Origin of the sequence: Clostridium felsineum DSM 794 (assembly GCF_002006355.2) — a bacterium.
GTDB classification, from domain to species: Bacteria; Bacillota; Clostridia; order Clostridiales; family Clostridiaceae; genus Clostridium_S; species Clostridium_S felsineum.
The window spans coordinates 4,266,947-4,292,977 of record NZ_CP096980.1 but is presented as its reverse complement, the minus strand read 5'-3'; the positions used below and the strand labels follow the sequence as shown (position 1 = coordinate 4,292,977).

The window sequence follows — 26,031 nt, the reverse complement described above, 5'->3', positions numbered from 1 at the left end:
TGGAATGGTGCTTATTTTTGTGAGGTTAGGAGGAGTTAACATGAAAAAGGTGGATTATAGGTTATACCTTGTTACAGACAGAAAAGTATTAAAGGACAAAGATCTCTACAAAGCAGTAGAAGAAGCAATAGAAGGGGGCGTTACATTAGTTCAATTAAGAGAGAAAGAAATGGATACTCTCGACTTTTATAAGTCAGCTCTTAAAGTGAAAAGTATCACAGATACTTTTGATGTACCACTGATAATAAATGATAGAATCGATATAGCACTTGCGGTAAATGCAGATGGTGTACATATAGGACAAAGTGATATGCCGCTCATAAAAGCACGTGAATTGTTAGGAAAAGATAAGATAATAGGAGTTTCGGCTCACAGTATAGAGGAAGCAGTAGAGGCAGAAAAAAATGGAGCAACTTACTTAGGAGTTGGAGCTATTTTTAATACCTCTACTAAAAGTGATGCTAAAGCTGTTAGTCTTGAAAAACTCCAACAAATAAAGAAGAGCGTTAAAATACCTATGGTTGGTATAGGTGGAATAGATGAAGAAAATGCAAGAGAAGTTATTCTGGCAGGAGTAGACGGAATAAGTGTTGTATCGGCTATACTTGGAGCAAAAGATATAAAGAAAAAGTCCGAGCTTATGTTTAAGATAGTAAATTTGAAATAAAACTTTAATATTTTATAATCTACAATGTAAGAGCTTTAGTGCGTTATATATAATAAATAATAAATTTTAAATTAAAATATGAAAAAATGCACAAACTATAGGAAAATATTATAGATATATAAAAACAACAGTTATTAACCATATACAATCTGATAAATAAATTTACGTAACTACCGATTAGGGGGATAATATATGAAAAAGTTTAAAGAATATTTTTATATAACATTAGGTTTCTTAATAGTAGCTGCTTCAGTTAGATTCTTTTTTGAACCCAATAATATAGCAGGAGGAGGGGTGACTGGTTTTGCAATAGTTATAAATAAGTTTTTTGGGTCACTTTCTGTAGGATTAATTACTTTTGTATTGAACGCTATTTTATTTGCAGTTGCAATGATATTTATAGATGGGAACTTTGGAATTAAAACTTTATATTCTAGTTTTGGACTCTCTATTTCTTTATGGATTATGGATAAATATATAGTGTGCGAGCCCATAACTAAAAACTTATTATTAGCTACTTTATTTGGAACACTTATATCAGGCGTTGGTATGGGAATTTGCTTTAACCAAAATGCATCTACAGGTGGAACTGACATACTTGCTAAGATGATGAATAAATTTTTACATATGGATATAGGAAAATCACTTCTCTTAGTGGATTTTGTAATAACGCTTTTTGCTGGATTTGCATTAGGAGCAGATATTGGTATGTATTCACTACTTTCAGTTATAATAAGTGGTTTTGTTATAGATAGTGTTATAGAAGGCTTGAATATATGTAAAAAGGTAATGATTATAAGCGATAAAAACAAGGTTATAAGTGATTTTATAATAAAGGAATTAGAAAGAGGATGTACTATTGTAGATGGTAAAGGTGGTTACACAGGAAAAGATACTTATATATTGTATACAGTACTTAATAGAAAAGAATTTATAAAGCTTAGAATTTTTATAAAGGAAACTGATCCAAATGCATTTATAACAATAAGTGATGCAAAGGAAGTTCTTGGGGAAGGCTTTAAAGAAATTTAGAAAACTTAATAGTATATTAATAAATGGCATTTTGTATATTTAGCAGAGTGTGTTATAATAATAATAGTTTTGTTGATTTATGATAATAGTTTTGTAGAAAAAAAAGATAAGTGGGAGAGATATATGATAGAATTTAAGAATGTTAATAAAACTTACGGAAATGATGTAAAAGCTCTTTCTGATATAGATATCTCAATCGATAGGGGAGAGTTCGTATTTGTCGTTGGTCCAAGTGGTGCAGGTAAATCAACTTTTATAAAATTGCTTATGAAGGAAATAGAACCAACATCAGGAACTATAGTAGTAAATGATGTGGATATCTGTAGTTTGAAAAGAAAACAAATACCTTATTATAGAAGAAAAATAGGTATGGTATTTCAAGATTTTAGGCTTATACCTACTTTAAGTGTTTATGAAAATGTAGCATTTGCAATGAGAATAGTACAAGCGGGTCATAAGGAAATAAGAAAGAGAGTACCTATGGTTTTAGCACTTGTGGGGCTTTCAAGTAAAGCAAATGACTTTCCAAATCAACTTTCTGGAGGAGAACAGCAAAGAGTTGCTCTTGCCAGAGCTATAGTAAATAATCCGGCGGTGTTAATTGCAGACGAGCCTACAGGAAATCTCGATCCAGAAACAGCAAATGAAATCGTTAGTATAATGAGTGATATAAATAAAGCAGGAACAACAGTAATAATGGCAACACATGCTAAAGAAATAGTAAATGATATGAAAAAGAGAGTTATAGCTATTGAAGATGGTACAGTTGCTAGAGATGAACGAAGGGGAAGATACGATTATGAGAGTTAGTACATTAAAGTTATTTTTTATTGATGCTCTTAAAAGTTTAAAAAGAAATAAAACTATAAGTACTGCAGCAGCAGCAACTGTAGCAGCAACTCTTTTTATATTAGGAGTATGTTTATTGGTGCTTCTTAACGTAAGAACAGGAATAAGCGATGTAAGATCCAAAGTTCAAGTACAAGTTTACTTTAAAGATGACATAACAATAGATCAGCAGAAAAATGCTTTAAACAAGTTAACAGATGTACCAGGAATAAAATCTATAAAATATGAGAGCAAAAGTGATGCTTTATCTAAGTTTAAAAATCAATTAGGAAATGATAATAAAACTTTGGTTGAGGGTATGGATACTAGAAATCCTATGCCAAACTCATACGTTGTAAGTGTTACAGATTCAGATTATGCTTCAGGTGTGGTTAAAGCCCTTAAAAATAAAAATGGTTCTTCAATAGACGGAATTGAAAAAGTACAGGATGGAAGAGAATTAATTAATAAAATATCAACTATAACTAATACAGTCCAATGGGTTGGAATAGTTATATTTATAATACTAGCGGGAGTATCATTATTCCTAATTGGAAATACTATAAAGCTTACAGTATATTCAAGGCGTAGAGAAATAGGAATAATGAAATATATAGGTGCTACTGATTGGTTTATAAGGCTTCCATTTGTAATAGAGGGAATGCTTATAGGCTTAGCTGGAGCTATTGTGACAATAGTAGTTGTATATAACTTATATAGAGTGTTCTTTAATAGAATAAGAAGTAGTTTTTTAACAATGAACATAATAGATCCGTCATATGTATTAACAGTTATGTCATGGGAATTTGTATTGGCAGGAATGTTTATTGGGGCATTAGGAAGTATTGTAGTTATAAGAAAGTTCCTTGATGTATAAATTGAGTTTGTGATAAGTTTAGTTTTTAAGAACTAGTTTAAGACCACTTCAAACTTTAATATTACTTGGAAATGTATAAATTTCTAAGGTATATTTTAGTGTGAAGTGGTTTTTGTATATTTTCTTTGGTTTATAGTGAATATATATAAAGATTTTGCCAAAGAGTATTTAATAGTGTTATAATAAATAATATTTGTTATATATGAAGACACTATAATTATATAGATTAAATAGTATCGATGGAATTTCTCGAGATAGTTCAAAAAAATTTGTGGGACGGTGAAAACTTTGGATAACAAGAAAAAAAAGTGGATTGCCATTGTGGTGGCTATTTTAGTTGTTACTAATGCAGCATCATTATTTTTAGGCGGAAGATTTTTGGTGTTTCAAGGAAACAATAAGGTTGTTGTAGATAAAGATACATACAATAAATTTTCTAAAATATTTTCTGTAAGGGATCAGCTTTATAAATATTATGATGGAAAAATTAGTGATGATGTGCTTTTAGACGGTGCGTTAAAGGGAATGACAGCATCTTTAAAAGATCCGTATACTGTTTATATGGATAAGAGTGAAACTAAATCTTTTAATTCAGAATTGCAGGGAGAACAGTATGTAGGTCTTGGAATGGAAGTACAGGCGAAAGACAATAAAGTTATAGTATCTACTGTATTTGATAACTCTCCAGCTGAAAAAGCAGGAATGAAATCAGGAGATGTAATTTTAAAGGTAAATGGTAATGATGTAGTAACAACAGATCTTAATAAAACAGTTTCTATGATAAAAGGTAAAGAAGGTACAGATGTTACACTTACTTTATACAGATCAACTAAAGGAAATTTTGATATAACGGCCAAAAGAGCAAAGGTTGCAATTGATACTGTAACTGGAGAAATGTTAAATAATAAAATAGCATACATTCAAATAAGTATGTTTGATGAAAATACTGGAAATAATTTTAATAAAAAAATTGATGAATTAAAAAGTCAAGGAATGAAGGGACTTATTCTTGATTTAAGATCAAATCCAGGTGGACTGCTTAATTCTTGTATTCAGGTAACTTCAAATTTTGTTGAGAAAGATAAAGTTATAGTTTCAACTATTGATAAATATAATTCTAAGGAAGAATATAAGTCAAAGGGTGGAAATTATATAGGTTTACCACTTGTTGTATTAGTAGATGGAAATACAGCAAGTGCATCAGAAATTTTTTCGGGTGCTATAAGAGATTATAAATTGGGCACACTAATCGGTGTAAAGACATTTGGTAAAGGCGTTGTTCAGGCTCCATTCGATTTAAATGACAATACTCAACTTAAAATAACTATATCAAAATACTATACTCCAAATGGTGAAAACATACAGCATAAAGGTATAAAGCCTGATATAGAAGTTAAATATCCTGATACCCTAAAGGATAAACCTTATGATAGAAATGTAGATCCACAATTCCAAAAAGCTTTAGAACAAATACAAACAAAAATAAAATAAATTTTATGATTATAGGGAGTCCAGATCAAAAATGAATATTTGATTTTGGATTCCCTATAATAGACATAAATTATTGAAATGGAGAGGGGAATTTCGTTTACATGAATATTGCGGTTCAGACACTACGAGCTCTGGCGCAGATGATAGTTACGCCGTCATATTTGGCTACAATAATTATTATAATGACATTGTTTTATATGAAAAATAGAAAGATTTCTTTTATGCAGAAGATGATAATAGGGCAGAATATAGAATCGCCTTTTGAACTTACATTGTCACAGATAACACTTAGTATAATTGCTGGAGCTTTAGGGAGTGTTATTCTCGCATATCTTGGAGTTGCTTTTAAGGATAACAGCGCAATAGTTTTGCTATTTTTAATTTCTGTAATTCTAATGTTTCTTGGTGGAAGATTTATATGTTTTTCCTATTCTGGAGCAGTACTTGGAGTTATAAGTGTAGTAATTCAATTTATTTCAGTGAACAAAATAGCAGATATGACTTCAATGAAATTTCTTGAAATAGATGTTGTAATGCTTATGTCTCTTGTTGGGGTGCTGCACATTATAGAGGGTTTACTTGTAATGTTTGATGGAAAATCAGGTGCTATCCCAGTATTTACTAAGAGAGAAGACAAAATAATAGGAGGTTTTGCTTTTAAAAGATATTGGGCATTACCGATAACGCTATTATTTTTAATTAATAATGCCGATTTAAATGGGAGTGTTAATGTAGCTACTCCAAGTTATTGGCCTTTAATTAAAACAGCGCTTACAATAATTGGACCAAGTGCAGTGATTTCTTTTGCTATGTTCTATGGAATTATAGGATATAAAAGCGTTACTTTTACAAAAAGTAAAAAGAGTAAGGCACTTACATCGGGAATAGGTATAGCACTTTATGGAATTATACTACTAGCTTTGGCTCAAATATTAAAATATAATTTAGTGGAACAACTAGTTTTGGCTATATTAGCACCCGTAATGCACGAGACTATGCTAAGATTTGAATCTTATTCTGAAGTGAAAGGTAAACCTAAATTTATAAATAGTGAAGATGGTGTCATGGTTTTAGAGGTTGCTCCAAATTCTCAAGCTTATGAAATGGGCATAAAGAGTGGAGATTTACTTTTAGAAATAAATGATATGAAAATATTTTCAGAGGAAGATGTTTCAAAATCAATTCAGAATATGAGTAAACATATATGGCTTAAAATAAAAGATGTACAAGGCAAATTAAGTGAGATAAAGTACAGTAAATTTGATAGAAATAAAAGACTTGGAGCAATTTTTGTACCTAAAGGAATGCCAAAGGAAGATAAGGTCGTGAAATTTGAACATAAATCTTTCGATGATATTTTAGATAATGTTGATAAAAAAGAAGATGAAACAGAAAAAGATGATAAAGACTTAAAAAAGTAAGTCTTTATCATCTTTTTTAATTATGCATTACTTTGTTTGCAGAAAATATTTTTGAAATACCAATAATTATAAGTATACAAGGTGCAATAAGTGCAGCTGCATTGTAAGGTAGAAGATGGAATGCATCTAGTTCAAATAAAACTCCCAACAATATTACTATAGCACTGGATGTTCTAAAGGTATTGTTTTTATATAAACGCTGAACACCTGCAGCAATAAGTATCAAAGGCCATAAAAATGAGTATACATCTTTTAAATTCATAATTCCTAATTGTGTACAAAATATTGATGCTCCTAATAATATAAATATAACTCCTACAAATAATTTTGTTTTCATTTAAATCACTCCTTAACGTATTTCATGATGTAATTATACAACGAGGAGATAAACTTTTTAAGTGAGTTCAGTAATATGTTATATGTGACATTAGTCATATATTTATTTTAAAATATAAGAAAATATATTAATACAGCACAGCCTAATATAATTCTATACCAACCAAAGGCTTTGAAATCATGCTTTTTAATATATACAATAAGAAACTTTATAGCTAGTATTGAAACTATAAAAGCAGATAACATTCCAATAAATAGTATATATAATTCTGCCCCAGTAAAATTTAAGCCAAATTTAAATAGCTTTAACAAACTTGCTCCAAACATAACGGGAATTGCAAGAAAAAAAGTATATTCGGCAGCTACAGTTCTTGATACTCCAATTAAGAGAGCCCCTACAATAGTAGCACCAGAGCGAGATGTCCCGGGAAATACGGCAGCTATAAGCTGAAAAATTCCGATAAGAATAGCTGTGGTATATGTAATTTCAGAAATAGAATTTATTCTGGGATATTTACCCTTATTGCTGTTTTCAATCATAATAAATAGTATACCAAAGGTAATTAACATAATAGATACAGTTTGATAATTATAAAAAAGTTTGTCTATTTTATCATCAAAGGGTATACCAATAACGGAAGCGGGGATACAAGAAAGAATTATTTTAAACCACATAGATAAAACATCGCTTCTAAGAGAAAAACCATTATCAAAAGAAAAGGGAATAAGTTTTTTAAAGTAAAGAACTATAACTGATAAAATAGCACCTAATTGAATTACAACTAAAAACACTTGTTTGAAGGCTTCAGTTACATTTAATTTTATAAACTCATTGACAAGTATCATATGACCTGTACTGCTTATAGGTAACCATTCTGTAATGCCCTCAACAACTCCAAGAAAAATCGCTTTTAATATTTCTATATGTTCCATAGAATCCTCCTAGCTTATAGTTTTTTTATTGTAAATGCCTTGTTTAATTTTATTTTTAAATAAATAGTTTATTACATTTTGTATAAAAAAACATTGTATTAAAACACCATATTGAAATAAAATGTAATTTATGTAAAAATAATTATAAGAGCTTTGATAAAATTAAAGGGGGATGAAAGTATGAGGAAGAAAAATTTATGCCTTATTATCAGTTTTGTTATATGCTTATTTATTGCTTTTGATATTGTATATGCGTTACCAAATTCTAAAATGAAGGCCGAGGATGTAAGATATGTTGATAGTGTATTTCGTAACATTCAATTATATAAAGATATTGAATATAGTGATGCAGTAAATTATTCAGGACAGCTAGAGAAACTATTATTAGATGTGTACATGCCTAGTGGTGATGTTGAAAAGAATAGGCCTGTAATAATTTGGGTTCATGGAGGGTATTTAGCCGAAGGAAGTAAAGATGATCAAGATAGTTTTCAGACTATATATTCAAAAGAATTCGCTAAAAAAGGATATGTGACAGTTAATATCAATTACAGATTAGATCCAAATGTTGATAAGGAATGGAACTTAAGTATGAAAAATGCTATGACAGATGTAGCATCAGCAATAGGATGGGTAAAATCTAATTATTTTAAATATGGTATGGATAAAAATAATATAATTGTTGCGGGTTATTCCGCAGGAGCTGAGGTGGTTACTAATTTAATTTACGGTACTTATGTGGATGGCTGGGATAGAAGTGGTGTTTCAGGAGTTGTTGACATGTCAGGAAATAGATTGGTTTGGGGAGATGCTCTAAGGAATACTCCACCATGTACAATTATTCATGGCACGGATGATACTATAAATCCTTTTTCAGCTAGTGAAGAACTTCAAGGACAATTAAATTCAAGTGATATATATTGTGAACTTAATGCTATAGAAGGAGAAAATCATTTTTATAATCTTAAGCCTGATAGTACCTCTAAAATAGAAAACATAATAACAAAATTCTTATATAACAAAGTAATTAAGAATAATAATTAGGAAAAATTTTAATAAAGATTACCATAAACAAATATTATGGTGATTTTTTATTTTATAAATTTATGTATTAAGTTAACAGTGTATATTTATATTTCTAATTGACAATAGATATAACTAATATTAAAATTATATATTATGATACGAACAAATGTTTGATGGAGATGGTGCAATGGGTACATTTAAAATAAATTCGGATTTTAAGCCTACAGGAGATCAGCCACAGGCTATAAATAGCATAGTTAAAGGAATAAATAATGCTGATAAATGGCAAACTCTTTTAGGAGTTACTGGTTCAGGAAAAACTTTTACAATGGCAAATATAATAGAAAAAGTTCAAAAACCTACATTGGTTATTGCACACAATAAGACTTTGGCAGCTCAGTTATGCGGTGAATTTAGAGATTTTTTCCCTGATAGTGCAGTTGAGTATTTTGTATCTTATTATGATTATTATCAACCAGAGGCATACGTAGCACAGACAGATACATATATAGAGAAGGATGCGTCTATAAATGATGAAATAGATAAACTTAGGCATTCAGCTACTTCTGCTCTTTTTGAAAGAAGGGACGTTATTGTTGTTGCTTCAGTTTCATGTATATACGGCTTAGGTAACCCAGAAGAGTATAAAAAGTTATCCATATCTTTAAGAACAGGAATGAATAAGGACAGGGATGAAGTGTTAAAGAAGCTAGTTGAAATGCAATATGAAAGAAATGAAATAAATTTTGTAAGAGGTACCTTTAAAGTAAAAGGTGATACCATAGACATTTTTCCAGCGGGTTCTACGAATAAGGCAATAAGAGTAGAGTTTTTTGGAGATGAAATAGATAAAATAAAAGAATTCGATGTTCTTACAGGAAATACAATATCATCATTGAAGCATGCGGTTATTTTTCCAGCATCTCACTTTGCAACCTCAAGTGATAAGATGGAGGCTGCGATAGGTCAGATAGAAGTTGAATTAGAAGAAAGGCTTAAAGAATTAAATTCTGATGACAAACTTCTTGAAGCTCAGAGATTAAAGCAGAGAACAAATTTTGATATTGAAATGATGAGAGAAGTTGGTTATTGTACAGGAATAGAAAATTACTCTAGAATTATGGACGGAAGGCAAAAGGGAGAGCCTCCTAAGACATTGATAGATTATTTCCCAGATGATTTTCTTATGTTTATAGATGAAAGCCATGTTACGCTTCCACAAGTAAAAGCCATGTATGGAGGAGATAGATCAAGGAAAAATTCTTTAGTTGATTACGGTTTTAGATTACCAAGTGCTTATGACAATAGACCTCTAAAGTTTGATGAGTTTGAGAAAAAAATAAATCAGGTAGTTTTTGTAAGTGCTACCCCAGCTGATTATGAACTGGAACATTCAGAGAATATAGCAGAGCAGGTTATAAGACCGACAGGACTACTTGATCCAGAAATAGAAGTGAGACCTACAAAAGGTCAAATAGATGATTTGTATGCTGAAATAAAGAAGACAATAGAAAAGGGATACAGGATTTTAGTCACAACACTTACGAAAAAAATGGCAGAGGATTTAACAGATTATCTTAAAGATTTAGGCATAAAAACTACTTATATGCATTCAGATATAGATACTTTAGAGAGAATGAAAATAATAAAAGATATAAGAACAGGAGAATTTGATGTTTTAGTAGGAATAAATCTTTTAAGAGAAGGTCTAGATATACCAGAGGTTGCATTAGTTTCTATACTTGATGCTGATAAAGAAGGTTTTTTAAGATCAGAAAGATCACTTATTCAGACTATAGGAAGAGCTGCAAGAAATGCTGCAAGTAGAGTAGTAATGTATGGTGACAAAATAACGGATGCTATGGGCAAGGCAATAAGTGAAACGAAAAGAAGAAGAAAAATTCAGATGGATTACAATGAAAAGAATGGTATAACACCTACTACGATAAAGAAAGCAGTTAGAGATGTTATAGGTATAAGTGAGGTAGCAGAAGGAAAAGCAGAATATAAAACTATGGATGAAGCTGTAAAGGCTGATAGTAAAAATTTAGATAAGTTAATAAAAGAATTTGAGAAGGAAATGAAAGAAGCAGCAAAAGAACTTCAATTCGAGAAAGCAGCATACTTTAGAGATAAAGTAAATGAGCTTAAGAAAAAATTAAATGAAAACAAAGAGGTAATGAAATAATGAAAGAGAAAATAGTAATTAAAGGGGCCAAGGTTCATAATTTAAAAAACGTTGATTTAACAATACCAAGAAATGAATTTGTTGTTTTTACAGGGCTTTCAGGTTCTGGTAAATCATCACTTGCTTTTGATACACTTTATGCAGAAGGACAAAGAAGATATATGGAGTCACTATCTTCTTATGCAAGGCAGTTCTTGGGGCAAATGGATAAACCAAACGTAGAATACATAGAAGGCTTGTCACCGGCGATTTCCATAGATCAGAAAACTACTGGAAGGAATCCAAGATCTACAGTTGGAACAGTAACTGAAATATACGATTATTTAAGACTTTTATATGCTAAAATAGGAGTTCCACATTGTCCTAATTGCGGAAAAGAGATTACTCAGCAAACTGTGGATCAGATGGTTGATAAGGTTATGCAGCTTGAAGAAAGAACCAAGGTTCAAATTCTTGCACCAGTTGTTAGAGGAAGAAAAGGAGAGCATACAAAGCTAATAGCAAACATAAAAAAGAGTGGGTATGTTAGAATTAGAATAGATGGAGAAACTTATGAAATAGATGAAGATGAAATAAAAATTGATAAAAATAAAAAACATCATATTGAGGCAATAGTAGATAGAATAGTTATAAAAGAAGGGATTGAAAGCAGGCTTTCAGAATCCATTGAAACAGCCCTTAAACTGGCAGAAGGATTAGTTGTAATTAATGTAGTAGATAAGGAGGATATGCTATTTAGTGAAAATTTTGCATGTCCAGATTGCGGTATAAGTATAGGAGAAATTACACCTAGTATGTTTTCATTTAATGCACCCTTTGGGAAATGTGATGTTTGTGATGGAATAGGTACATTACTTGAAATTGATGAGGATTTAGTTATTCCAGACAAATCAAAAAGTATAATGGAAGGTGCTATAGCTCCTTGGGGTGAAGGAAGATTGAAGGAAGAATCTTGGACATTTGGAGTACTTAAAGCTTTATCTAAGAAATATAAATTAGATATAAACAAACCAATTGAAGAATTTGAAAAGGATACTTTAAATATATTATTATATGGAGCACCAGATGTGCTTAAGGTTAACTATGTGAAGGATTCGCAGGAAATGGTATTTAATCATCATTATGAAGGTGTTATAAACCAGATGAAGAGAAGATATATGGAAAGTAATTCTGATTACATAAAAACGGAAATAGAAAACTATATGAGTAATAATCCATGCCCAAAATGTAAAGGTGCAAGATTAAAAAAAGAAGTTCTTGCTATTACAGTTGGAGATAAAAACATATTTGAATTTTGTTCTATGCCAATAAGAGAAGAGGTTACCTTTATAGATTCACTAGAACTCTCAGAAAAACATAAGCTTATAAGTGCACAAATAGTTAAAGAAATAAAAAGTAGACTTCAATTTTTGATAAATGTAGGATTGGATTATTTAAACCTTACTAGAGAAGCTAGAACACTATCTGGTGGTGAATCTCAGAGAATAAGGCTTGCTACACAAATAGGTTCAAGTTTAGTTGGAGTACTATATATATTAGATGAACCTAGCATAGGTTTGCATCAAAGAGATAATGATAGGCTTATTGCAACTATGAAAAACTTAAAAGATATAGGAAATACTTTAATTGTAGTTGAGCACGATGAAGATACGATCAAAGCAGCAGATTATATTGTAGACATAGGACCGGGTGCAGGTGAACATGGGGGAGAAATAATTGCAGCTGGAACTCTAGAGGATATAGAAAATTGTAAGGAATCTATAACTGGACAATATTTAACAGGAGCAAAAAAAATAGAGGTTCCAAATGAAAGAAGAAAATCAGGAGATAAGTTTATAGAGGTTATTGGAGCTAAAGAAAATAATCTTAAAAATGTAAATGTGAAATTTCCAGTAGGTTTGTTTACATGTGTTACAGGAGTATCTGGATCTGGAAAAAGTACGCTTGTAAATGAAATACTATATAAAGCCTTAAATAAAAAGATAAATCGTTCAAAGATAAATCCAGGTAAATATAAAAGTATAGCTGGTATAGAAAATATAGATAAAATAATTGATATAGACCAAAGTCCTATAGGAAGGACTCCTAGATCAAATCCTGCAACCTATACAGGAGTATTTGATATAATAAGGGAATTATACGCATCTACAAAGGAAGCAAAGGTAAGAGGATATAAACCAGGTAGATTTAGCTTTAATGTAAAAGGTGGAAGATGCGAGGCTTGCAAGGGTGATGGAATAGTAAGAATTGAAATGCAGTTCCTATCAGATGTATATGTACCTTGTGATGTATGTAAAGGAAAAAGATATAACAGAGAAACATTGGAAATAAAATATAAGGAAAAGAATATAGATGATTTGTTAAATATGACAGTAGGAGAAGCGTTAAAGTTCTTTGAAAATCTTCCTAGAATAAAAAATAAGCTTCAAACCTTAATGGATGTAGGACTTGGATATGTAAGATTAGGTCAGCCTTCTACTCAGCTTTCCGGTGGAGAAGCTCAAAGAATAAAGTTGGCTTATGAATTGTCTAAAAGAAGTACAGGAAAAACTCTATATATACTTGATGAACCTACAACGGGCCTTCACACAGCTGATGTTAAAAGACTTATAAGTATACTTCAAAGGCTTACAGACATGGGAAACACAGTTGTAGTTATAGAACATAATTTAGATGTTATAAAATGTTCGGATTACATTGTGGATTTAGGACCTGAAGGAGGAGAAAAAGGAGGTACTATAGTTTGTACAGGAACTCCTGAGAAGGTGGCGGAAAATACTTTGTCATATACAGGACAATATCTAAAAAAAATGTTATAATGAAAAAGTATATTAAAATGCACGTATTATGCTTGAAATTATAACGTAAGAAGGTGTTAAATATTGTTTTCTGTATACAACATTAATTCTTTAGCAGTGATTGGTGCAAGCCTAAGTAATATGAGTACAATTTTAAAGTTTGTAATAATAGCTATTGTATATTTAATAATATTCACTGCTTTTAAAATAATGTATAAGGATATGAAAAATGGAGATAAAAGACCTACAAGTAGTAGGAAAAGAAAGACCTTTGGACTTGAAGTAGTGGATTCAGGAATGAATGAATCAATAAGAAATGGTTCGGTTGTTCCGGTGAGTCGTGAAATAACAATAGGAAGAAAAGATGATAATTCCATTATGCTTAATGAAGGCTATGTTTCCGGTCATCATGCTAGGGTTTATCTTAGAAATAATCAGTATATTCTTGAAGACCTAAATAGTACTAACGGTACAGTGCTTAATGGGCAAAAAATAAAAAGTAAAGCATATATAAAAGCCGGTGATGAGATAAAAATCGGAAGCAGTGTTTTTAAGGTAATAGGATAGGTGAGAATTTAATGAATAGTAGTTTGAAGGACGAAAAAAAACTTTTAAGATATACTTATTTCTTCTGTTTAATATGTTTTCTTAATATATCATTGCTTAAAGATCCATTTGATGTAGGCTCATTAGTGATGTTTGGTGTAATATGTTTTTTGATGGGATATTCGCATTTTATACTAAGAAAGTTTTTCCCTGATGGAGATAAGTATTTACTGATATTTGCATGTATTCTTTCCTCCATAGGTATTGTAATATTGTATAGACTAAATCCAACTTATGCAGTTAAGCAAATAGTATGGTTTATTGCAGGTATTGCTGTTTTTATATTAATTGTTGTGCTTTTACCAGAACTTAAAAAGTATGATAAGTATAAATATGTATACATGGTAATATGTCTTATATTTATGGCTATGGCTACTTTTAAGGGAACAGAAAAAAATGGTTCTAGAAACTGGGTATACATAGGTTCGTTAGGATTTCAACCATCGGAATTTGGTAAGATATTTTTTGTAGCATATCTTGCAGCAGCACTAAAGAAATATAAAAATTTTAAACAGCTTATAGAGCCAGCTTTTGTAGTAATGGTTTCGTTAGGTTTTATGGTGCTTCAAAACGATTTAGGTTCGGCACTATTATTCTTTGTAATATCAATTACTATGCTTTATATAGCAACAGGTAAGAAGAAATATATAGTTGTATGCTTTATTTTATTTGCAATAGGAGCAGTTATAAGCTATAAGCTTTTTGCACATGTTAGACTTAGAGTTGAAATATGGCAACATCCGTGGATATATAAAAGTAATAAAAGCTATCAATTAGTGCAATCCATGTATGCTATAGCCTGGGGAGGATTGTTTGGAACAGGACTTGGACTTGGATATCCTCAATTTGTACCAGTTTCTGAATCGGATTTTATATTCTCAGCTGTATGCGAAGAAATGGGAGCACTTATGGGATACGCCATAATGATTTTGTACTTTTTACTTTTCTACAGATGTATGAGAGCGGCAGTTAGAGCAGAGGATAATTTCTCTAGACTCCTTGCTGTTGGATATAGTGCTATGATAGGTTCAGAGGTAATAATAATAGTTGGAGGAGTTACAGGAATGATTCCGCTTACAGGAATTACGCTCCCACTTATAAGTGCAGGAGGAAGTTCAATGATAATGATATTTGTTGCGCTTGGTATTTTGCAAAAGATATCGGAGGGTGGAAGATAACGTGAATAATATTTCTAGTAGTATAAAAAAAGTACTTTTTATTTTTCTTGTTATATTTTTTGTTACTATATCTTATATAACTTATTTTGAATTAATAGTTTCACCTAAAATAGTTAATAATACAGATAATAAAAGATTGTGGGCAAAAAGAAATGAAGTTCTAAGAGGAACTATATATGATAGAAATAAAAAACCATTAACAAAAAGTGAAAGAGTAAATACGTTGACGCAAAAAAGAGAATACACAGGAGGAGAAGTATTTTCTCATATACTTGGATATGTTAATCCACAATACGGAATAACAGGACTTGAAAATAAATATGACCAGTATCTAATGGGAGCTGAGGACGAAACGATAGGACAGTATCTTACAAAGCTTATAAAGAATAAGGGTAAGGTTTCTGAGGAAGATAAACGGGGTGAGGATCTTGTTACAACCCTTGATTATAATGTACAGCAAACAGCTTACAATCTTTTAGGAGATAACAAAGGCGCAGTTGTAGTACTTAATCCAAAGACTGGTGAAATATTGGCATCCGTTTCTAAGCCATCCTATGACCCAAATGCTGATGCACTTAAAGCAAATTGGTCTACACTTAATAGTGATCCTAATAGACCTCTTTTAAATAGAGCAGTATCTGGTTTATATCCACCAGGATCTACATTTAAAACAATAACTGCTACAAGTGCTCTTCAGAATATACCAGGAATTCAAAGTATGACTTTTGATGATCCGGGTGTACTTACATTTAACTCAAGAGAGTCTTTAAGAGATTTTGAAGGAGAGTCCTTTGGAGAAATAGGATTTAAAAGAGCATATGTTTTATCAAGTAACGTAGTTTTTGGTAAAATTGGACTTCAACTTGGAAATGATAAGTTGAGGCAAACAGCAGAAGCCTTTTATTTTAACAAAGACATTCCTTGTGATGGAATTGTAATTGATAAAAGTAAATTTCCAACATTGAAAAGCTATGAAAAAGGTAATATGGCTCAGAGTGCTATAGGTCAAGCAAGCGTATTAGCTACACCAATGCAAATGGCGCTTGTAGCTAGTACGGTTGCTAATAATGGAGTAATGATGAAGCCTCATGTTGTAAATGAGATAATATCTCCAAATGGTGATAAAATAAAAACTTTTGATCCGGAAAGCATAGGAACTGTAATGTCTAAGGATAATGCCGCTACAATGAAGGATTTAATGAAAACAGTTGTAGAAGATGGTACAGGTATAAATGCCGCTATTGATGGAGTGCAGGTTTCAGGAAAAACAGGTACAGCTGATCATAAGGAAAATGGAAAAGATGCACCACCACATTCATGGTTCATAGGTTTTGCTCCTTATGATAATCCTCAAGTTGCAATAGCAGTAATAGTAGAGGATGGAGGCCAGGGAGGAAAAGCAGCGGCAACAATTGCATCTAAAGTAATCCAAACGGCTCTTCCTAAATAAAGGTGAGTAAATGACAGGAAAAACTCATGCTGGAATTGGTGCGGCAGTGGGAGTAGCGTTAGCTACAAAGTTGCCAGGAGGATTTAATGCAGTAGGTATGGGGCTTATTATTACAGCCTCATTACTTCCTGACATTGATCATCCTAAAAGTATATTAAATAAATACATATTGCCTATAAGAAGCAAATTTATAAAGACTCTCGTTTACAGTTCTTTTGGAGCTCTTATCATATTTTTAAACTACCGTAGATTACATATATTTATGCTTTATATTCTCGGCGCTCTTCTTTTTTTGATTGCTCTTTCCTCACATAGAAACGGTCTTATGCATAGTTTAGCAGGAATGATAGTTTGTACTGTTTTGGTTGGATATGTTGCAAATAAATATAACATGCATGTTATCATATACTATTTTATGGCCGGTTATACACTACATCTCTTATGCGATATGAGTACCTCAAGAGGTATACCGCTTTTATATCCTTTTAAGAAAAAAAATTATAAATTTTCATGTACTTTTAGTGTTGGTTCAACAAAGGGTAAATTAATTGAAACGCTTTTGACAATACTAAGTTTACTATACATAATATATAGACTTCCAGCTATCTTTGGAACCTAAGGAGGCATGGCTATGTTTGATTTTGAGTATCAGTTAAAAACTCTTCCGGATAAACCTGGAGTTTACATAATGAAAAATTCTCTTGGAGAAGTAATATATGTTGGAAAAGCAAAAATACTAAAAAATAGGGTTAGGCAATATTTTAGAAGTTCTAAAAATCATTCTGAAAAAGTAAAAGCAATGGTTAAGAATATTTCTGAATTTGAATATATAGTTACAGATTCTGAAATTGAAGCTCTGATTTTAGAATGTAATCTAATAAAAAAGTATAAACCCCGTTATAATATTTTGTTAAAGGATGATAAGCATTATCCATTCATAAAGGTAACTACGAATGAAGATTTTCCTAGAATTATTGTTACTAGAAATATGGTTAAGGATGGTGCTAAATATTTTGGACCTTATCCAGATGTTTCAGCAGTACATGAAACAGTAGAGCTAATGAGAAAAATTTTTCCTATAAGAACCTGCAAAAAGTATATAAAAGAAGATGGAGAAAAAGTAAGACCTTGCCTTAATTACCATATAAAAAGATGTAAAGCTCCATGTGCAGGCTATATAAGTAAAGAAGAGTATGGTAAAATAATAAAAAAAGCTATTGGACTTATAACAGGAAGAGATAATAATATAATAAGAGAATTAAAAGATGAGATGGAAAAGGCTTCTATAGAACTAGAATTTGAAAAAGCAGCGGAAATCAGAGATAAGATGCTAGCTGCGCAAAAGGTAACAGAAAAACAAAAAATAATAATAGGAAATTTTGAAAACGAGGATTATATAAGTGCGTATAGCGATGAAAAGGATACATGTGTTCAAGTATTCTTTTTAAGATCAGGAAAAATTGTTGGAAGAGAACATTTTATGTTTGAAAATACTCAAGGAGAAACAGAGGGTGACATAATAGGGGAATTTATAAAAGAATTTTATAGTGGAACGGCATATGTTCCTAAGAGTATATATGTTTCTGCTGTAGAGGATTTGAAACTTTTAGAGAATTGGCTTACAATGAAAAGAGGTTCAAAGGTTGAAGTTAAAATTCCGCAAAAGGGAGAAAAGAAAGATATAATTGAGATGGTTAGAAGAAATTCTAAAATCACCCTAGAAAAATTTAAAATAAAGCTTTTGAGTGATAAAAGGTTAAATGAAAACATACTTATAGAAATGACAGAGGTTATTGGACTTGAAGAGGTTCCACATAGAATAGAGGCTTACGATATTTCAAATATTCAAGGAGTGGATTCCGTTGGTTCTATGATTGTGTTTGAAGACGGAAAACCTAAGAATAGTGACTATAGACGTTTTAAAATTAAAACAGTAAAAGGTGCCAATGATTATGACAGTATGCGAGAAATTTTGACACGAAGATTTAAACATGGGTTAGAGGAGGTTAATTCTATAGTTGATAAAAACCTCCCACTTAGTGCGGGTAAGTTTTGTGTCTTTCCTGATCTTATACTTATGGATGGAGGAAAAGGTCAAGTAAATATAGCGCTTGAGGTACTTAAAGAGTTTAATATAGATATTCCTGTATGTGGTATGGTTAAGGACGATAGGCATAATACTAGAGGTATTATATATAACAACAATGAAATAAACATAAAATCCAATAGAAAAATAATTAATTTTGTTACTAGAGTTCAGGATGAGGTACATAGATTTGCAATTACATATCATCGAAGTCTTAGAGATAAGAGAGTTCTTCATTCTGTACTTGACGATATCCCTTATGTAGGGGATAAAAGAAGAAAGGCATTATTAAAGACCTTTGGAAGTATAGACAATATTAAAAAGGCAACATATGAAGAACTCATCAAGACACCTTCTATAGACAAAAAAGCTGCAGAAAGTATTGTTAGTTATTTTAGGGGAAGAAAGGGAGAGTGAAAAATTGAAATACCTTATTGATTTACATACGCATACTATAGTAAGTGGGCATGCATATACCACTTTACTTGAAAATATAAAACAAGCATCTGAAGTAGGAATAAAAATAATGGGAACTTCAGAACATGGACCTAAAATGCCGGGAGCACCCCATATATGGTATTTTGGAAACATGGATAAGATACCAAGAGAAGTTTATGGTGTTACAGTATTAAAAGGCTGTGAGGCTAATATTTTAAATATTAATGGGGAGCTAGATATTCCTGAAATTATACAGAATAAACTTGATTACATTATTGCAAGCTTACATGATGTTTGTATTGAACCAGGTGATAAAGAATATAATACAACAGCAGTATTAAATGCTATGGATAATCCTAATATAGATATTTTAGGACATCTAGGTAATCCAGTTTACCCTATAGACATAGACGCTATAGTTGATAAAGCTAAAGAAAAAAATATACTTATAGAAATAAATAATGGTTCGTTAAGTGGCTCTAGAGAAGGAAGCTATGATAACTGCATAAAAATAGCACAAGCTTGCAAAGAAAAAGGAGTAAGAGTAATTCTTGGGACGGATTCTCATATAAGTTTTACTATAGGAAACTTTGATAAAGTAAAAGAGCTAGTGGATAGTGCAAAAATGCCAGAAGAACTTATTATGAATACAAATGAGAAAAAAATAGTTGAATATTTAAAAGGTAAAGGTAAACTTGAGAATTTTAATCTTGAATAAGCCTATATTTTAAATTATACTAACTTTATATTAATAATTTGAGGAGATGTACTATGGATTACTTTCAAGATTTTATAGCAGCATTAAAAGGTATTATAAAAAAGGATAATCTTCAGATTGATGTTCCAATGAAAAATCACACTTCTTTCAAGGTTGGTGGACCTGTAGATGTTTTAGTGATGCCAGAAAAATATGAAGAAATAAGTAAAACAATAGAACTTTGTGAAAAATATGATGTTAACTATTATATACTTGGAAATGGCTCTAATCTTCTTGTTAAAGATGGAGGCATAAGAGGAGTAGCTATAAAATTATTAAAATTAAATAAATTACAAATTGGTAATAATAAAATTATTGCAGGCTGTGGAGTACCACTTGGATACCTAAGCAGGAAGGCTAGAGATAAATCGCTTACAGGACTTGAATTTGCATGTGGCATACCAGGTAGCGTTGGAGGAGCAGTTGCAATGAATGCTGGGGCATACAATGGAGAAATTTCGAATGTAGTTGAAAGCGTTCTTGTTATAGATAACAAAGGTAAAATGAGAAGAATTAGCAAGAATGAGCTTGAATTTGGATATAGAACAAGTGCTATATTAAAGCATAAATATATAGCTTTAGAGGTTTCTTTTAACTTAGATAGTGGAGATAAAGAAAAGATAGGTAGTAGAATTGATGATTTAATGAGGAGAAGAATTGAAAAACAACCTTTGGAGTACCCTTCTGCTGGAAGTACTTTTAAAAGACCTGTTGGACATTTTGCAGCTAAACTTATAGAAGACAGTGGACTTAAGGGTAAAGGTATAGGAGGAGCACAAGTATCTGATAAACATTCTGGATTTATTATAAATAAAAATAATGCAACAGCAAAAGATATATTAGAACTAATAAGTTTTGTACAGCGTACAGTAAAAACAAAATTTAATGTTGAACTAGATACAGAAGTTAGAATTATAGGAGAAGATAAATAAAATATAGTAGTATTATTGAATTATATATGTAAAAAATATAGTGAGAAATCACATTAATTATTTGAAAGTGACTGTGATTAGAATAAACACCTACAGTCACTTTTATGCTATAATTAATTAATAAAGATATATAGAAAAATTCTATAAATAGACAAATAAGGAGGCCGAGTTTTATGAGATTTGTTATTGTTACAGGCTTGTCAGGTGCAGGGAAAACACAGGCAATAAGAAGCCTTGAGGATCTTGGATATTTTTGCATTGATAATTTACCTCCAGCGTTAATACCTAAGTTTGCACAGATATGTTATGAAACTGAAAGCAAAATTAACAAGATAGCGCTTGTTATTGATATAAGAGGAGGAGAATTTTTTGATAATCTTTCTGAAAGTTTAAAATACCTTAAGGAATCAGGATATAAATATGAAATTTTATTTTTAGACGCAGATAATGAGGTTTTAATAAAAAGATTTAAAGAATCAAGAAGAAAGCATCCACTAGCACCAAATGGAAGAATATTAAATGGAATACAGCTTGAACGTAGAAAACTTAAAGCTATATATGGTATGGCAAGTAATGTTATAGATACTTCCAAATTAGCGACAAGGGAATTGAGAGAAAAAATAAACTCAATTTATCAAGAAGAAGGTCAAATCGAAAGCAAACTTATTGTAACTGTGGTATCCTTTGGCTTTAAATATGGAATTCCAGTAGATTCAGATTTAGTATTTGATGTTAGATTTTTACCAAATCCATTCTATATACCAGAACTAAAACGCTTTTCTGGAATAGAAGAGCCAGTTAGAGATTATGTTATGTCTTTTGATCAAACTAAAGAATTCGTTAATAGAATAGAAGAATTATTGAAATTTTTAATTCCTAACTATTTGAAGGAAGGTAAAAGACAACTCATAGTTTCTATAGGATGTACAGGTGGAAGACATCGTTCTGTTACCATTGCAAATGAAATCTATGAAAGACTTAAAAATGATGGTGAAACAGTGAATATAGATCATAGAGATATCGATGAGGATATTAATAAAGGTGGTAAAAAACTATGAAGTTTATTGATTGGATAAAGCCTGGTATTAAGCTTAAAAGGTGGATTATGCTAGGAGGAATGGGAGTATTATTTATTTCCTTTGCCCTAGCAGAATTGATTACTAAGGGAAGTTACTACAATTTATACTATAAAGCCTTTTATATATTTTTAATAATGGTTGGGGCATTTATCCTTTATATTTCTCTAACACAAGGTATGAAATCAGTTATATCCTTGATAAATAAGGGGTATTTAAATGTATCCTTGGATTCAAGGAAGCTTGGAAATCTTATATATGAAAAAAGACTTCTTGTTAAAGGTCCTAAAATAGTTGCAATTGGAGGAGGAACAGGTTTATCAACTCTTTTAAGAGGTCTTAAATACTATACCTCCAATATAACAGCAGTGGTTACAGTAGCGGATGATGGAGGTGGTTCAGGAGCACTTAGAGAAGATCTAGGAATACTACCTCCCGGAGATATAAGAAACTGTATTTTGGCATTATCAGATACTGAGCCGTTAATGGAAGATTTACTTCAGTATAGGTTTAAAGATGGAAGACTTAAGAATCAAAGTTTTGGAAACTTATTTCTTGCTGCAATGGATGGAATATCAACTAACTTTGAGGAAGCAGTTCATAAGATGAGTTCAGTTCTTGCAGTTACAGGTAAAGTACTTCCTGTAACATTAGATAATGTGATTTTAAAAGCAAAGCTTAAAAATGGTGTTGTTGTAGAGGGAGAATCCAATATACCAGAACAGGCTATTATGTATGAAAGTCCAATAGAAAAAATATTTATAGATCCTGAAAATGCAAGAGCACTTCATGAAACAGTTCAGGCAATCAAAGAGGCAGATGCTATAGTACTAGGACCTGGTAGTTTATTCACTAGTGTTATACCTAATCTTTTGGTAAGGGATATAGGCAACGCTCTATTAAAGACAAAAGCATTAAAGCTTTATGTTTCCAATATCATGACTCAGCCAGGAGAAACAGATAATTTTTCGGTAGCAGATCATATAAATGCTATAACAAAACATGTCGGAGGCAGAGTGGTGGACTATACACTTGTAAACAACGGTACTGTTAGTGAGGAATTAAAGAAAAAGTATTTTGAAAAAACTTCTGAGCTTGTAAAAATAGATAAAGATGAACTAGATAAAATTGGTGTTGGAATAGTAGAGGGAAACTTTATTAAAATAAAAGATGGATTTGTTAGACATGACTCAGATGAAATTGCAAAAATTTTAGTGGAAACCATAATGGATAAGAAATTATTCTATGATAGAAAGAAGATAATAGAATACTTCTATTTATCACAAAGACTTAAAGAAAATAGAAAATTAGAAAAAGAAAACAGGGGTAATTAAGATGTCATTTTCATCTAAAGTTAAAAGCGAGGTTTGCAGATACGATGATTATAGTAAAAGTGAAACTATAGCAGTTTTATCAGCGATAATGAAAGCTAGTGGAACCTTAGCGCTGGAAGGAAATAGAAAGATAAGTTTTAAGATTATTACAGAAAACCCTGCAATAGCAAGGCTTGTCTTTAAATTATTAAAAAAAAGTTTTGATATACATACTGAAATAATGGTGAAAAAGAGTAATTCTCTTAAAAAAAATAATGTATATGTTATTTCAATAACGGAAGAAATGGGTGTAAGAGAATTATTAAAGAATGTTGGAGTTATGAAAAATGAAGATGGTATTATAACCTTGAATTATGATATACCGAAGGAAATAGTCAAAGATGATGAAAGCAAAAGGATGTATATAAGAGGTGCTTTTTTAGGAGGCGGAAGTGTAAGTAATCCTGAAAAAATGTACCATCTTGAATTTGTAACTCATAATGAAGATTATGCTAGTAACCTTAAAGAACTAATAAATAGTTATGGCCTTAATTCAAAGGTTATACAAAGAAAGAATAGTTACGTGGTTTATATAAAAGAAGGAGAGCAGGTAGTAGATTTACTTAATATTATTGGAGCACACACAAGTTTACTTGAACTAGAGAATATAAGAATACTAAAAGAAATGAGAAACAATATAAATAGACTTGTTAACTGTGAAACTGCTAATCTTAGTAAAACGGTAAATGCTTCTGTAAGGCAAATAGAAAGCATAAAGCTTATAGAAAAACAAATTGGACTTTCAAGATTACCTGAGAATCTTAGAGAAATAGCAACACTTAGAGTTAACTATCCTGATGAATCATTAAAAGAACTAGGCAAAATGCTAGAGCCTCCTGTTGGAAAATCAGGAGTAAACCATAGATTAAGAAAAATAGAAAAAATAGCAGAAGAACTAAAAAAAGAGGGGAGATAGTAAATGTCTAAGCACGAAGAGATAATAAATCATATTATGTCTTTAAAAGCTGGTACTAAAATATCTGTAAGAGGGATAGCAAGTAATTTAAGTGTTAGTGAAGGAACAGCCTATAGAGCTATTAAGGAATGTGATAATTTAGGTTTAGTAACTACGATACCAAGAGTAGGAACGGTAAGAATAAAAAAGGTTGAGAAAAAAAATATAGAGGCTCTTACTTATAGAGAAATTGTAAGCATAATAGAGGGTTCTGTAATAGGTGGGGCAAACGGAATAGATAAGGTTCTTAAAAAATTTGTTATTGGAGCTATGACAACGGATGTAATAGGTAAGTACATAGATCCGGGAAGTCTTATGATTGTTGGAAATAGAGAAGATGTTCAAAAGCTTGCAATACTTAATAACATGGCAGTTCTTATAACAGGCGGCTTTGATTGTAGTAATGAGATAAAAAGATTGGCTAACGAAAGATGTCTTCCAGTAATATCATCTAATTACGATACTTTTACTATAGCAAGTATAATAAATAAAGCTATATCTGAAAATCTTATTAAAAAAGATATAATTCTTGTGGAAGATATAATGGAAGAAGCACCTAAATATCTTAGAAGTTCTGATAGTGTTGAAAAACTGAGATCCTATAGTAAAGAATTTAATATGAGTGTATATTCAGTAGTAGACAAGAATAAAAAGCTTATAGGAATAATTTCTGTAAAAGATGTTGTAGAGGTTAAAGGCAGTGAGGCTATAGAGAAGTATATAAACAGAAAGCCTTTGACTGTAAATTATAAGACTACTGTTGCATATATTGCGCATGTTATGGGTTGGGAAAAGATATCTATGTGCCCTGTAGTGGATAATAATGATAAATTATTGGGTACTGTTACCAGTGTGGAAGTTATAAAGGCTCTGCAGTACATATTAAGACAACCACAAATAGGAGAAAAATTAGAAGATCTTATATTAAAAAATTTCGATTATTCATATGTAGAAGATGGTATGGAGTTTTCAGGTAAGATAGTGACAGAGATGCTTGAACCAATAGGAACCGTATCTTGGAATTCTTTAAATATGCTTCTTTCCACAGCCGGAGTTATGACACTTAAACAGCAAAATAATACTAATATTTCAATAGATAGTATCTCTACTTATTTTTTAAAACCCGTTCAAATGGATAACATTATAAATATACATACTAGAGTTTTAAGTATTGGGAGATATTTTGGTAAACTAGAGGTTGATATGGTAAGCGATAATGGAGAAAGTATAGCAAAATCAATACTTTCTGTAAAATTATTAAAGGTATAGGGAGGAATTTGTATGTTTACACATATTGTGTTTTTTAAGCTGAACGATAGAAAAAATGTTAATGAAGTAAAAAAGATTTTTCAATCTATTGAAGGAAATATAGATTTTGCAAGAAAAGTTAAGGTTGGAGTAGATGTAGTTCATTCTCAAAGAGCATATGATATAGCACTTATAATTAAATTTGACTCTTTGAAGGATATGGAGACTTATCAGGTACATCCATATCATGTAGATGTAGTTATGAAAAAAACAAAAGAGTTTATACAAAGTTCTGCTTCGGTAGATTTTGAAGACTAAAGAAGGGATGAGTATTA

General features: G+C 31.0%; 23 protein-coding genes. 21 read left to right on the top strand and 2 right to left on the bottom strand.

Going from position 1 to position 26,031, the window contains the following annotated elements; genetic code table 11:
- The first annotated feature begins 40 nt into the window (after positions 1-40).
- The 6 genes from thiE to CLFE_RS19950 all read left to right on the top strand — a co-directional run bounded on the left by thiE (position 41) and on the right by CLFE_RS19950 (position 6,316).
- Complete coding sequence (gene thiE, locus CLFE_RS19975; RefSeq protein WP_077893972.1) at positions 41-667, top strand: thiamine phosphate synthase; 627 nt, start codon at positions 41-43, stop codon at positions 665-667.
- Positions 668-859: 192 nt separating this feature from the next.
- Positions 860-1,699: a YitT family protein gene (locus tag CLFE_RS19970; RefSeq protein WP_077893973.1), complete on the top strand. Its 840-nt coding sequence runs from the start codon at positions 860-862 to the stop codon at positions 1,697-1,699.
- 123 nt (positions 1,700-1,822) lie between these two features.
- Entirely contained in the window at positions 1,823-2,509 is a 687-nt protein-coding gene (gene ftsE, locus CLFE_RS19965; RefSeq protein WP_077834318.1) for a cell division ATP-binding protein FtsE, read from the top strand.
- On the top strand, positions 2,499-3,404 hold the full coding sequence (gene ftsX, locus CLFE_RS19960; protein ID WP_077834319.1) for a permease-like cell division protein FtsX: 906 nt from the start codon (positions 2,499-2,501) through the stop codon (positions 3,402-3,404). Before ftsE ends, ftsX begins: the two co-directional genes overlap by 11 nt.
- Before the next feature lie 288 nt (positions 3,405-3,692).
- Positions 3,693-4,895, top strand: a complete 1,203-nt coding sequence (locus CLFE_RS19955) for a S41 family peptidase (protein ID WP_077834320.1) — start codon at positions 3,693-3,695, stop codon at positions 4,893-4,895.
- Positions 4,896-5,092: 197 nt separating this feature from the next.
- The gene (locus CLFE_RS19950) at positions 5,093-6,316 is read left to right on the top strand and encodes a S1C family serine protease (protein WP_250944676.1); all 1,224 of its coding nucleotides are present in this window, start codon (positions 5,093-5,095) and stop codon (positions 6,314-6,316) included.
- A gap of 16 nt (positions 6,317-6,332) precedes the next feature.
- On the opposite strand, the gene CLFE_RS19945 is transcribed toward CLFE_RS19950, so the two are convergent.
- Together CLFE_RS19945 and CLFE_RS19940 are read right to left on the bottom strand one after the other, a co-directional pair.
- Positions 6,333-6,653, bottom strand: coding sequence for a LiaF transmembrane domain-containing protein (locus CLFE_RS19945; protein ID WP_077893975.1), 321 nt, complete (start codon positions 6,651-6,653; stop codon positions 6,333-6,335).
- Between the two features lie 107 nt (positions 6,654-6,760).
- Entirely contained in the window at positions 6,761-7,585 is an 825-nt protein-coding gene (locus CLFE_RS19940) for an undecaprenyl-diphosphate phosphatase (protein ID WP_077893976.1), read from the bottom strand.
- A gap of 180 nt (positions 7,586-7,765) precedes the next feature.
- On the opposite strand from CLFE_RS19940, the gene CLFE_RS19935 reads away from it, so the two are divergent.
- The 15 genes from CLFE_RS19935 (at position 7,766) to CLFE_RS19865 (ending at position 26,014) form a co-directional block, all read left to right on the top strand.
- Complete coding sequence (locus CLFE_RS19935; protein WP_077893977.1) at positions 7,766-8,629, top strand: alpha/beta hydrolase; 864 nt, start codon at positions 7,766-7,768, stop codon at positions 8,627-8,629.
- Between the two features lie 169 nt (positions 8,630-8,798).
- Positions 8,799-10,799: an excinuclease ABC subunit UvrB gene (gene uvrB / locus CLFE_RS19930; protein ID WP_077834325.1), complete on the top strand. Its 2,001-nt coding sequence runs from the start codon at positions 8,799-8,801 to the stop codon at positions 10,797-10,799.
- On the top strand, positions 10,799-13,618 hold the full coding sequence (gene uvrA, locus CLFE_RS19925; RefSeq protein WP_077893978.1) for an excinuclease ABC subunit UvrA: 2,820 nt from the start codon (positions 10,799-10,801) through the stop codon (positions 13,616-13,618). Before uvrB ends, uvrA begins: the two co-directional genes overlap by 1 nt.
- Positions 13,619-13,738: 120 nt before the next feature.
- Positions 13,739-14,164: an FHA domain-containing protein gene (locus CLFE_RS19920; protein ID WP_176124759.1), complete on the top strand. Its 426-nt coding sequence runs from the start codon at positions 13,739-13,741 to the stop codon at positions 14,162-14,164.
- 11 nt (positions 14,165-14,175) lie between these two features.
- On the top strand, positions 14,176-15,381 hold the full coding sequence (locus tag CLFE_RS19915; RefSeq protein ID WP_077834328.1) for an FtsW/RodA/SpoVE family cell cycle protein: 1,206 nt from the start codon (positions 14,176-14,178) through the stop codon (positions 15,379-15,381).
- Position 15,382: 1 nt separating this feature from the next.
- Entirely contained in the window at positions 15,383-16,831 is a 1,449-nt protein-coding gene (locus CLFE_RS19910; RefSeq protein ID WP_077852813.1) for a peptidoglycan D,D-transpeptidase FtsI family protein, read from the top strand.
- Positions 16,832-16,841: 10 nt separating this feature from the next.
- Complete coding sequence (locus tag CLFE_RS19905; RefSeq protein WP_077834330.1) at positions 16,842-17,450, top strand: metal-dependent hydrolase; 609 nt, start codon at positions 16,842-16,844, stop codon at positions 17,448-17,450.
- Positions 17,451-17,462: 12 nt separating this feature from the next.
- A complete protein-coding gene (gene uvrC / locus CLFE_RS19900; protein WP_077893979.1) occupies positions 17,463-19,334 on the top strand; it encodes an excinuclease ABC subunit UvrC in 1,872 nt (623 codons plus the stop codon).
- Positions 19,335-19,338: 4 nt separating this feature from the next.
- Positions 19,339-20,073, top strand: a complete 735-nt coding sequence (locus CLFE_RS19895) for a phosphatase (protein WP_077834332.1) — start codon at positions 19,339-19,341, stop codon at positions 20,071-20,073.
- A 53-nt stretch (positions 20,074-20,126) separates the two neighbouring features.
- Positions 20,127-21,044, top strand: a complete 918-nt coding sequence (gene murB, locus CLFE_RS19890; RefSeq protein ID WP_077893980.1) for a UDP-N-acetylmuramate dehydrogenase — start codon at positions 20,127-20,129, stop codon at positions 21,042-21,044.
- A 173-nt stretch (positions 21,045-21,217) separates the two neighbouring features.
- Positions 21,218-22,102, top strand: coding sequence for an RNase adapter RapZ (gene rapZ / locus CLFE_RS19885; protein ID WP_077834334.1), 885 nt, complete (start codon positions 21,218-21,220; stop codon positions 22,100-22,102).
- Positions 22,099-23,454, top strand: a complete 1,356-nt coding sequence (locus CLFE_RS19880; protein WP_077893981.1) for a gluconeogenesis factor YvcK family protein — start codon at positions 22,099-22,101, stop codon at positions 23,452-23,454. The genes rapZ and CLFE_RS19880 overlap by 4 nt, the downstream gene beginning before the upstream one ends.
- Before the next feature lies 1 nt (position 23,455).
- A complete protein-coding gene (whiA, locus tag CLFE_RS19875) occupies positions 23,456-24,409 on the top strand; it encodes a DNA-binding protein WhiA (protein ID WP_077852811.1) in 954 nt (317 codons plus the stop codon).
- Positions 24,410-24,412: 3 nt separating this feature from the next.
- Positions 24,413-25,717, top strand: a complete 1,305-nt coding sequence (locus CLFE_RS19870) for a DRTGG domain-containing protein (protein ID WP_077893982.1) — start codon at positions 24,413-24,415, stop codon at positions 25,715-25,717.
- 12 nt (positions 25,718-25,729) lie between these two features.
- Entirely contained in the window at positions 25,730-26,014 is a 285-nt protein-coding gene (locus tag CLFE_RS19865; protein WP_077893983.1) for a Dabb family protein, read from the top strand.
- The last annotated feature ends 17 nt before the right edge of the window (positions 26,015-26,031 follow it).

What these genes read in the sequence shown, in the direction of transcription:
- thiE (WP_077893972.1), top strand. Translation starts at nt 41, where the DNA reads ATGAAAAAGGTGGATTATAGGTTATACCTTGTTACAGACAGAAAAGTA.
- CLFE_RS19970 (WP_077893973.1), top strand. Translation starts at nt 860, where the DNA reads ATGAAAAAGTTTAAAGAATATTTTTATATAACATTAGGTTTCTTAATA.
- ftsE (WP_077834318.1), top strand. Translation starts at nt 1,823, where the DNA reads ATGATAGAATTTAAGAATGTTAATAAAACTTACGGAAATGATGTAAAA.
- ftsX (WP_077834319.1), top strand. Translation starts at nt 2,499, where the DNA reads ATGAGAGTTAGTACATTAAAGTTATTTTTTATTGATGCTCTTAAAAGT.
- CLFE_RS19950 (WP_250944676.1), top strand. Translation starts at nt 5,093, where the DNA reads ATGAAAAATAGAAAGATTTCTTTTATGCAGAAGATGATAATAGGGCAG.
- CLFE_RS19945 (WP_077893975.1), bottom strand. Translation starts at nt 6,653, where the DNA reads ATGAAAACAAAATTATTTGTAGGAGTTATATTTATATTATTAGGAGCA.
- CLFE_RS19940 (WP_077893976.1), bottom strand. Translation starts at nt 7,585, where the DNA reads ATGGAACATATAGAAATATTAAAAGCGATTTTTCTTGGAGTTGTTGAG.
- CLFE_RS19935 (WP_077893977.1), top strand. Translation starts at nt 7,766, where the DNA reads ATGAGGAAGAAAAATTTATGCCTTATTATCAGTTTTGTTATATGCTTA.
- uvrB (WP_077834325.1), top strand. Translation starts at nt 8,799, where the DNA reads ATGGGTACATTTAAAATAAATTCGGATTTTAAGCCTACAGGAGATCAG.
- uvrA (WP_077893978.1), top strand. Translation starts at nt 10,799, where the DNA reads ATGAAAGAGAAAATAGTAATTAAAGGGGCCAAGGTTCATAATTTAAAA.
- CLFE_RS19920 (WP_176124759.1), top strand. Translation starts at nt 13,739, where the DNA reads ATGAGTACAATTTTAAAGTTTGTAATAATAGCTATTGTATATTTAATA.
- CLFE_RS19915 (WP_077834328.1), top strand. Translation starts at nt 14,176, where the DNA reads ATGAATAGTAGTTTGAAGGACGAAAAAAAACTTTTAAGATATACTTAT.
- CLFE_RS19905 (WP_077834330.1), top strand. Translation starts at nt 16,842, where the DNA reads ATGACAGGAAAAACTCATGCTGGAATTGGTGCGGCAGTGGGAGTAGCG.
- uvrC (WP_077893979.1), top strand. Translation starts at nt 17,463, where the DNA reads ATGTTTGATTTTGAGTATCAGTTAAAAACTCTTCCGGATAAACCTGGA.
- murB (WP_077893980.1), top strand. Translation starts at nt 20,127, where the DNA reads ATGGATTACTTTCAAGATTTTATAGCAGCATTAAAAGGTATTATAAAA.
- rapZ (WP_077834334.1), top strand. Translation starts at nt 21,218, where the DNA reads ATGAGATTTGTTATTGTTACAGGCTTGTCAGGTGCAGGGAAAACACAG.
- CLFE_RS19880 (WP_077893981.1), top strand. Translation starts at nt 22,099, where the DNA reads ATGAAGTTTATTGATTGGATAAAGCCTGGTATTAAGCTTAAAAGGTGG.
- whiA (WP_077852811.1), top strand. Translation starts at nt 23,456, where the DNA reads ATGTCATTTTCATCTAAAGTTAAAAGCGAGGTTTGCAGATACGATGAT.
- CLFE_RS19870 (WP_077893982.1), top strand. Translation starts at nt 24,413, where the DNA reads ATGTCTAAGCACGAAGAGATAATAAATCATATTATGTCTTTAAAAGCT.
- CLFE_RS19865 (WP_077893983.1), top strand. Translation starts at nt 25,730, where the DNA reads ATGTTTACACATATTGTGTTTTTTAAGCTGAACGATAGAAAAAATGTT.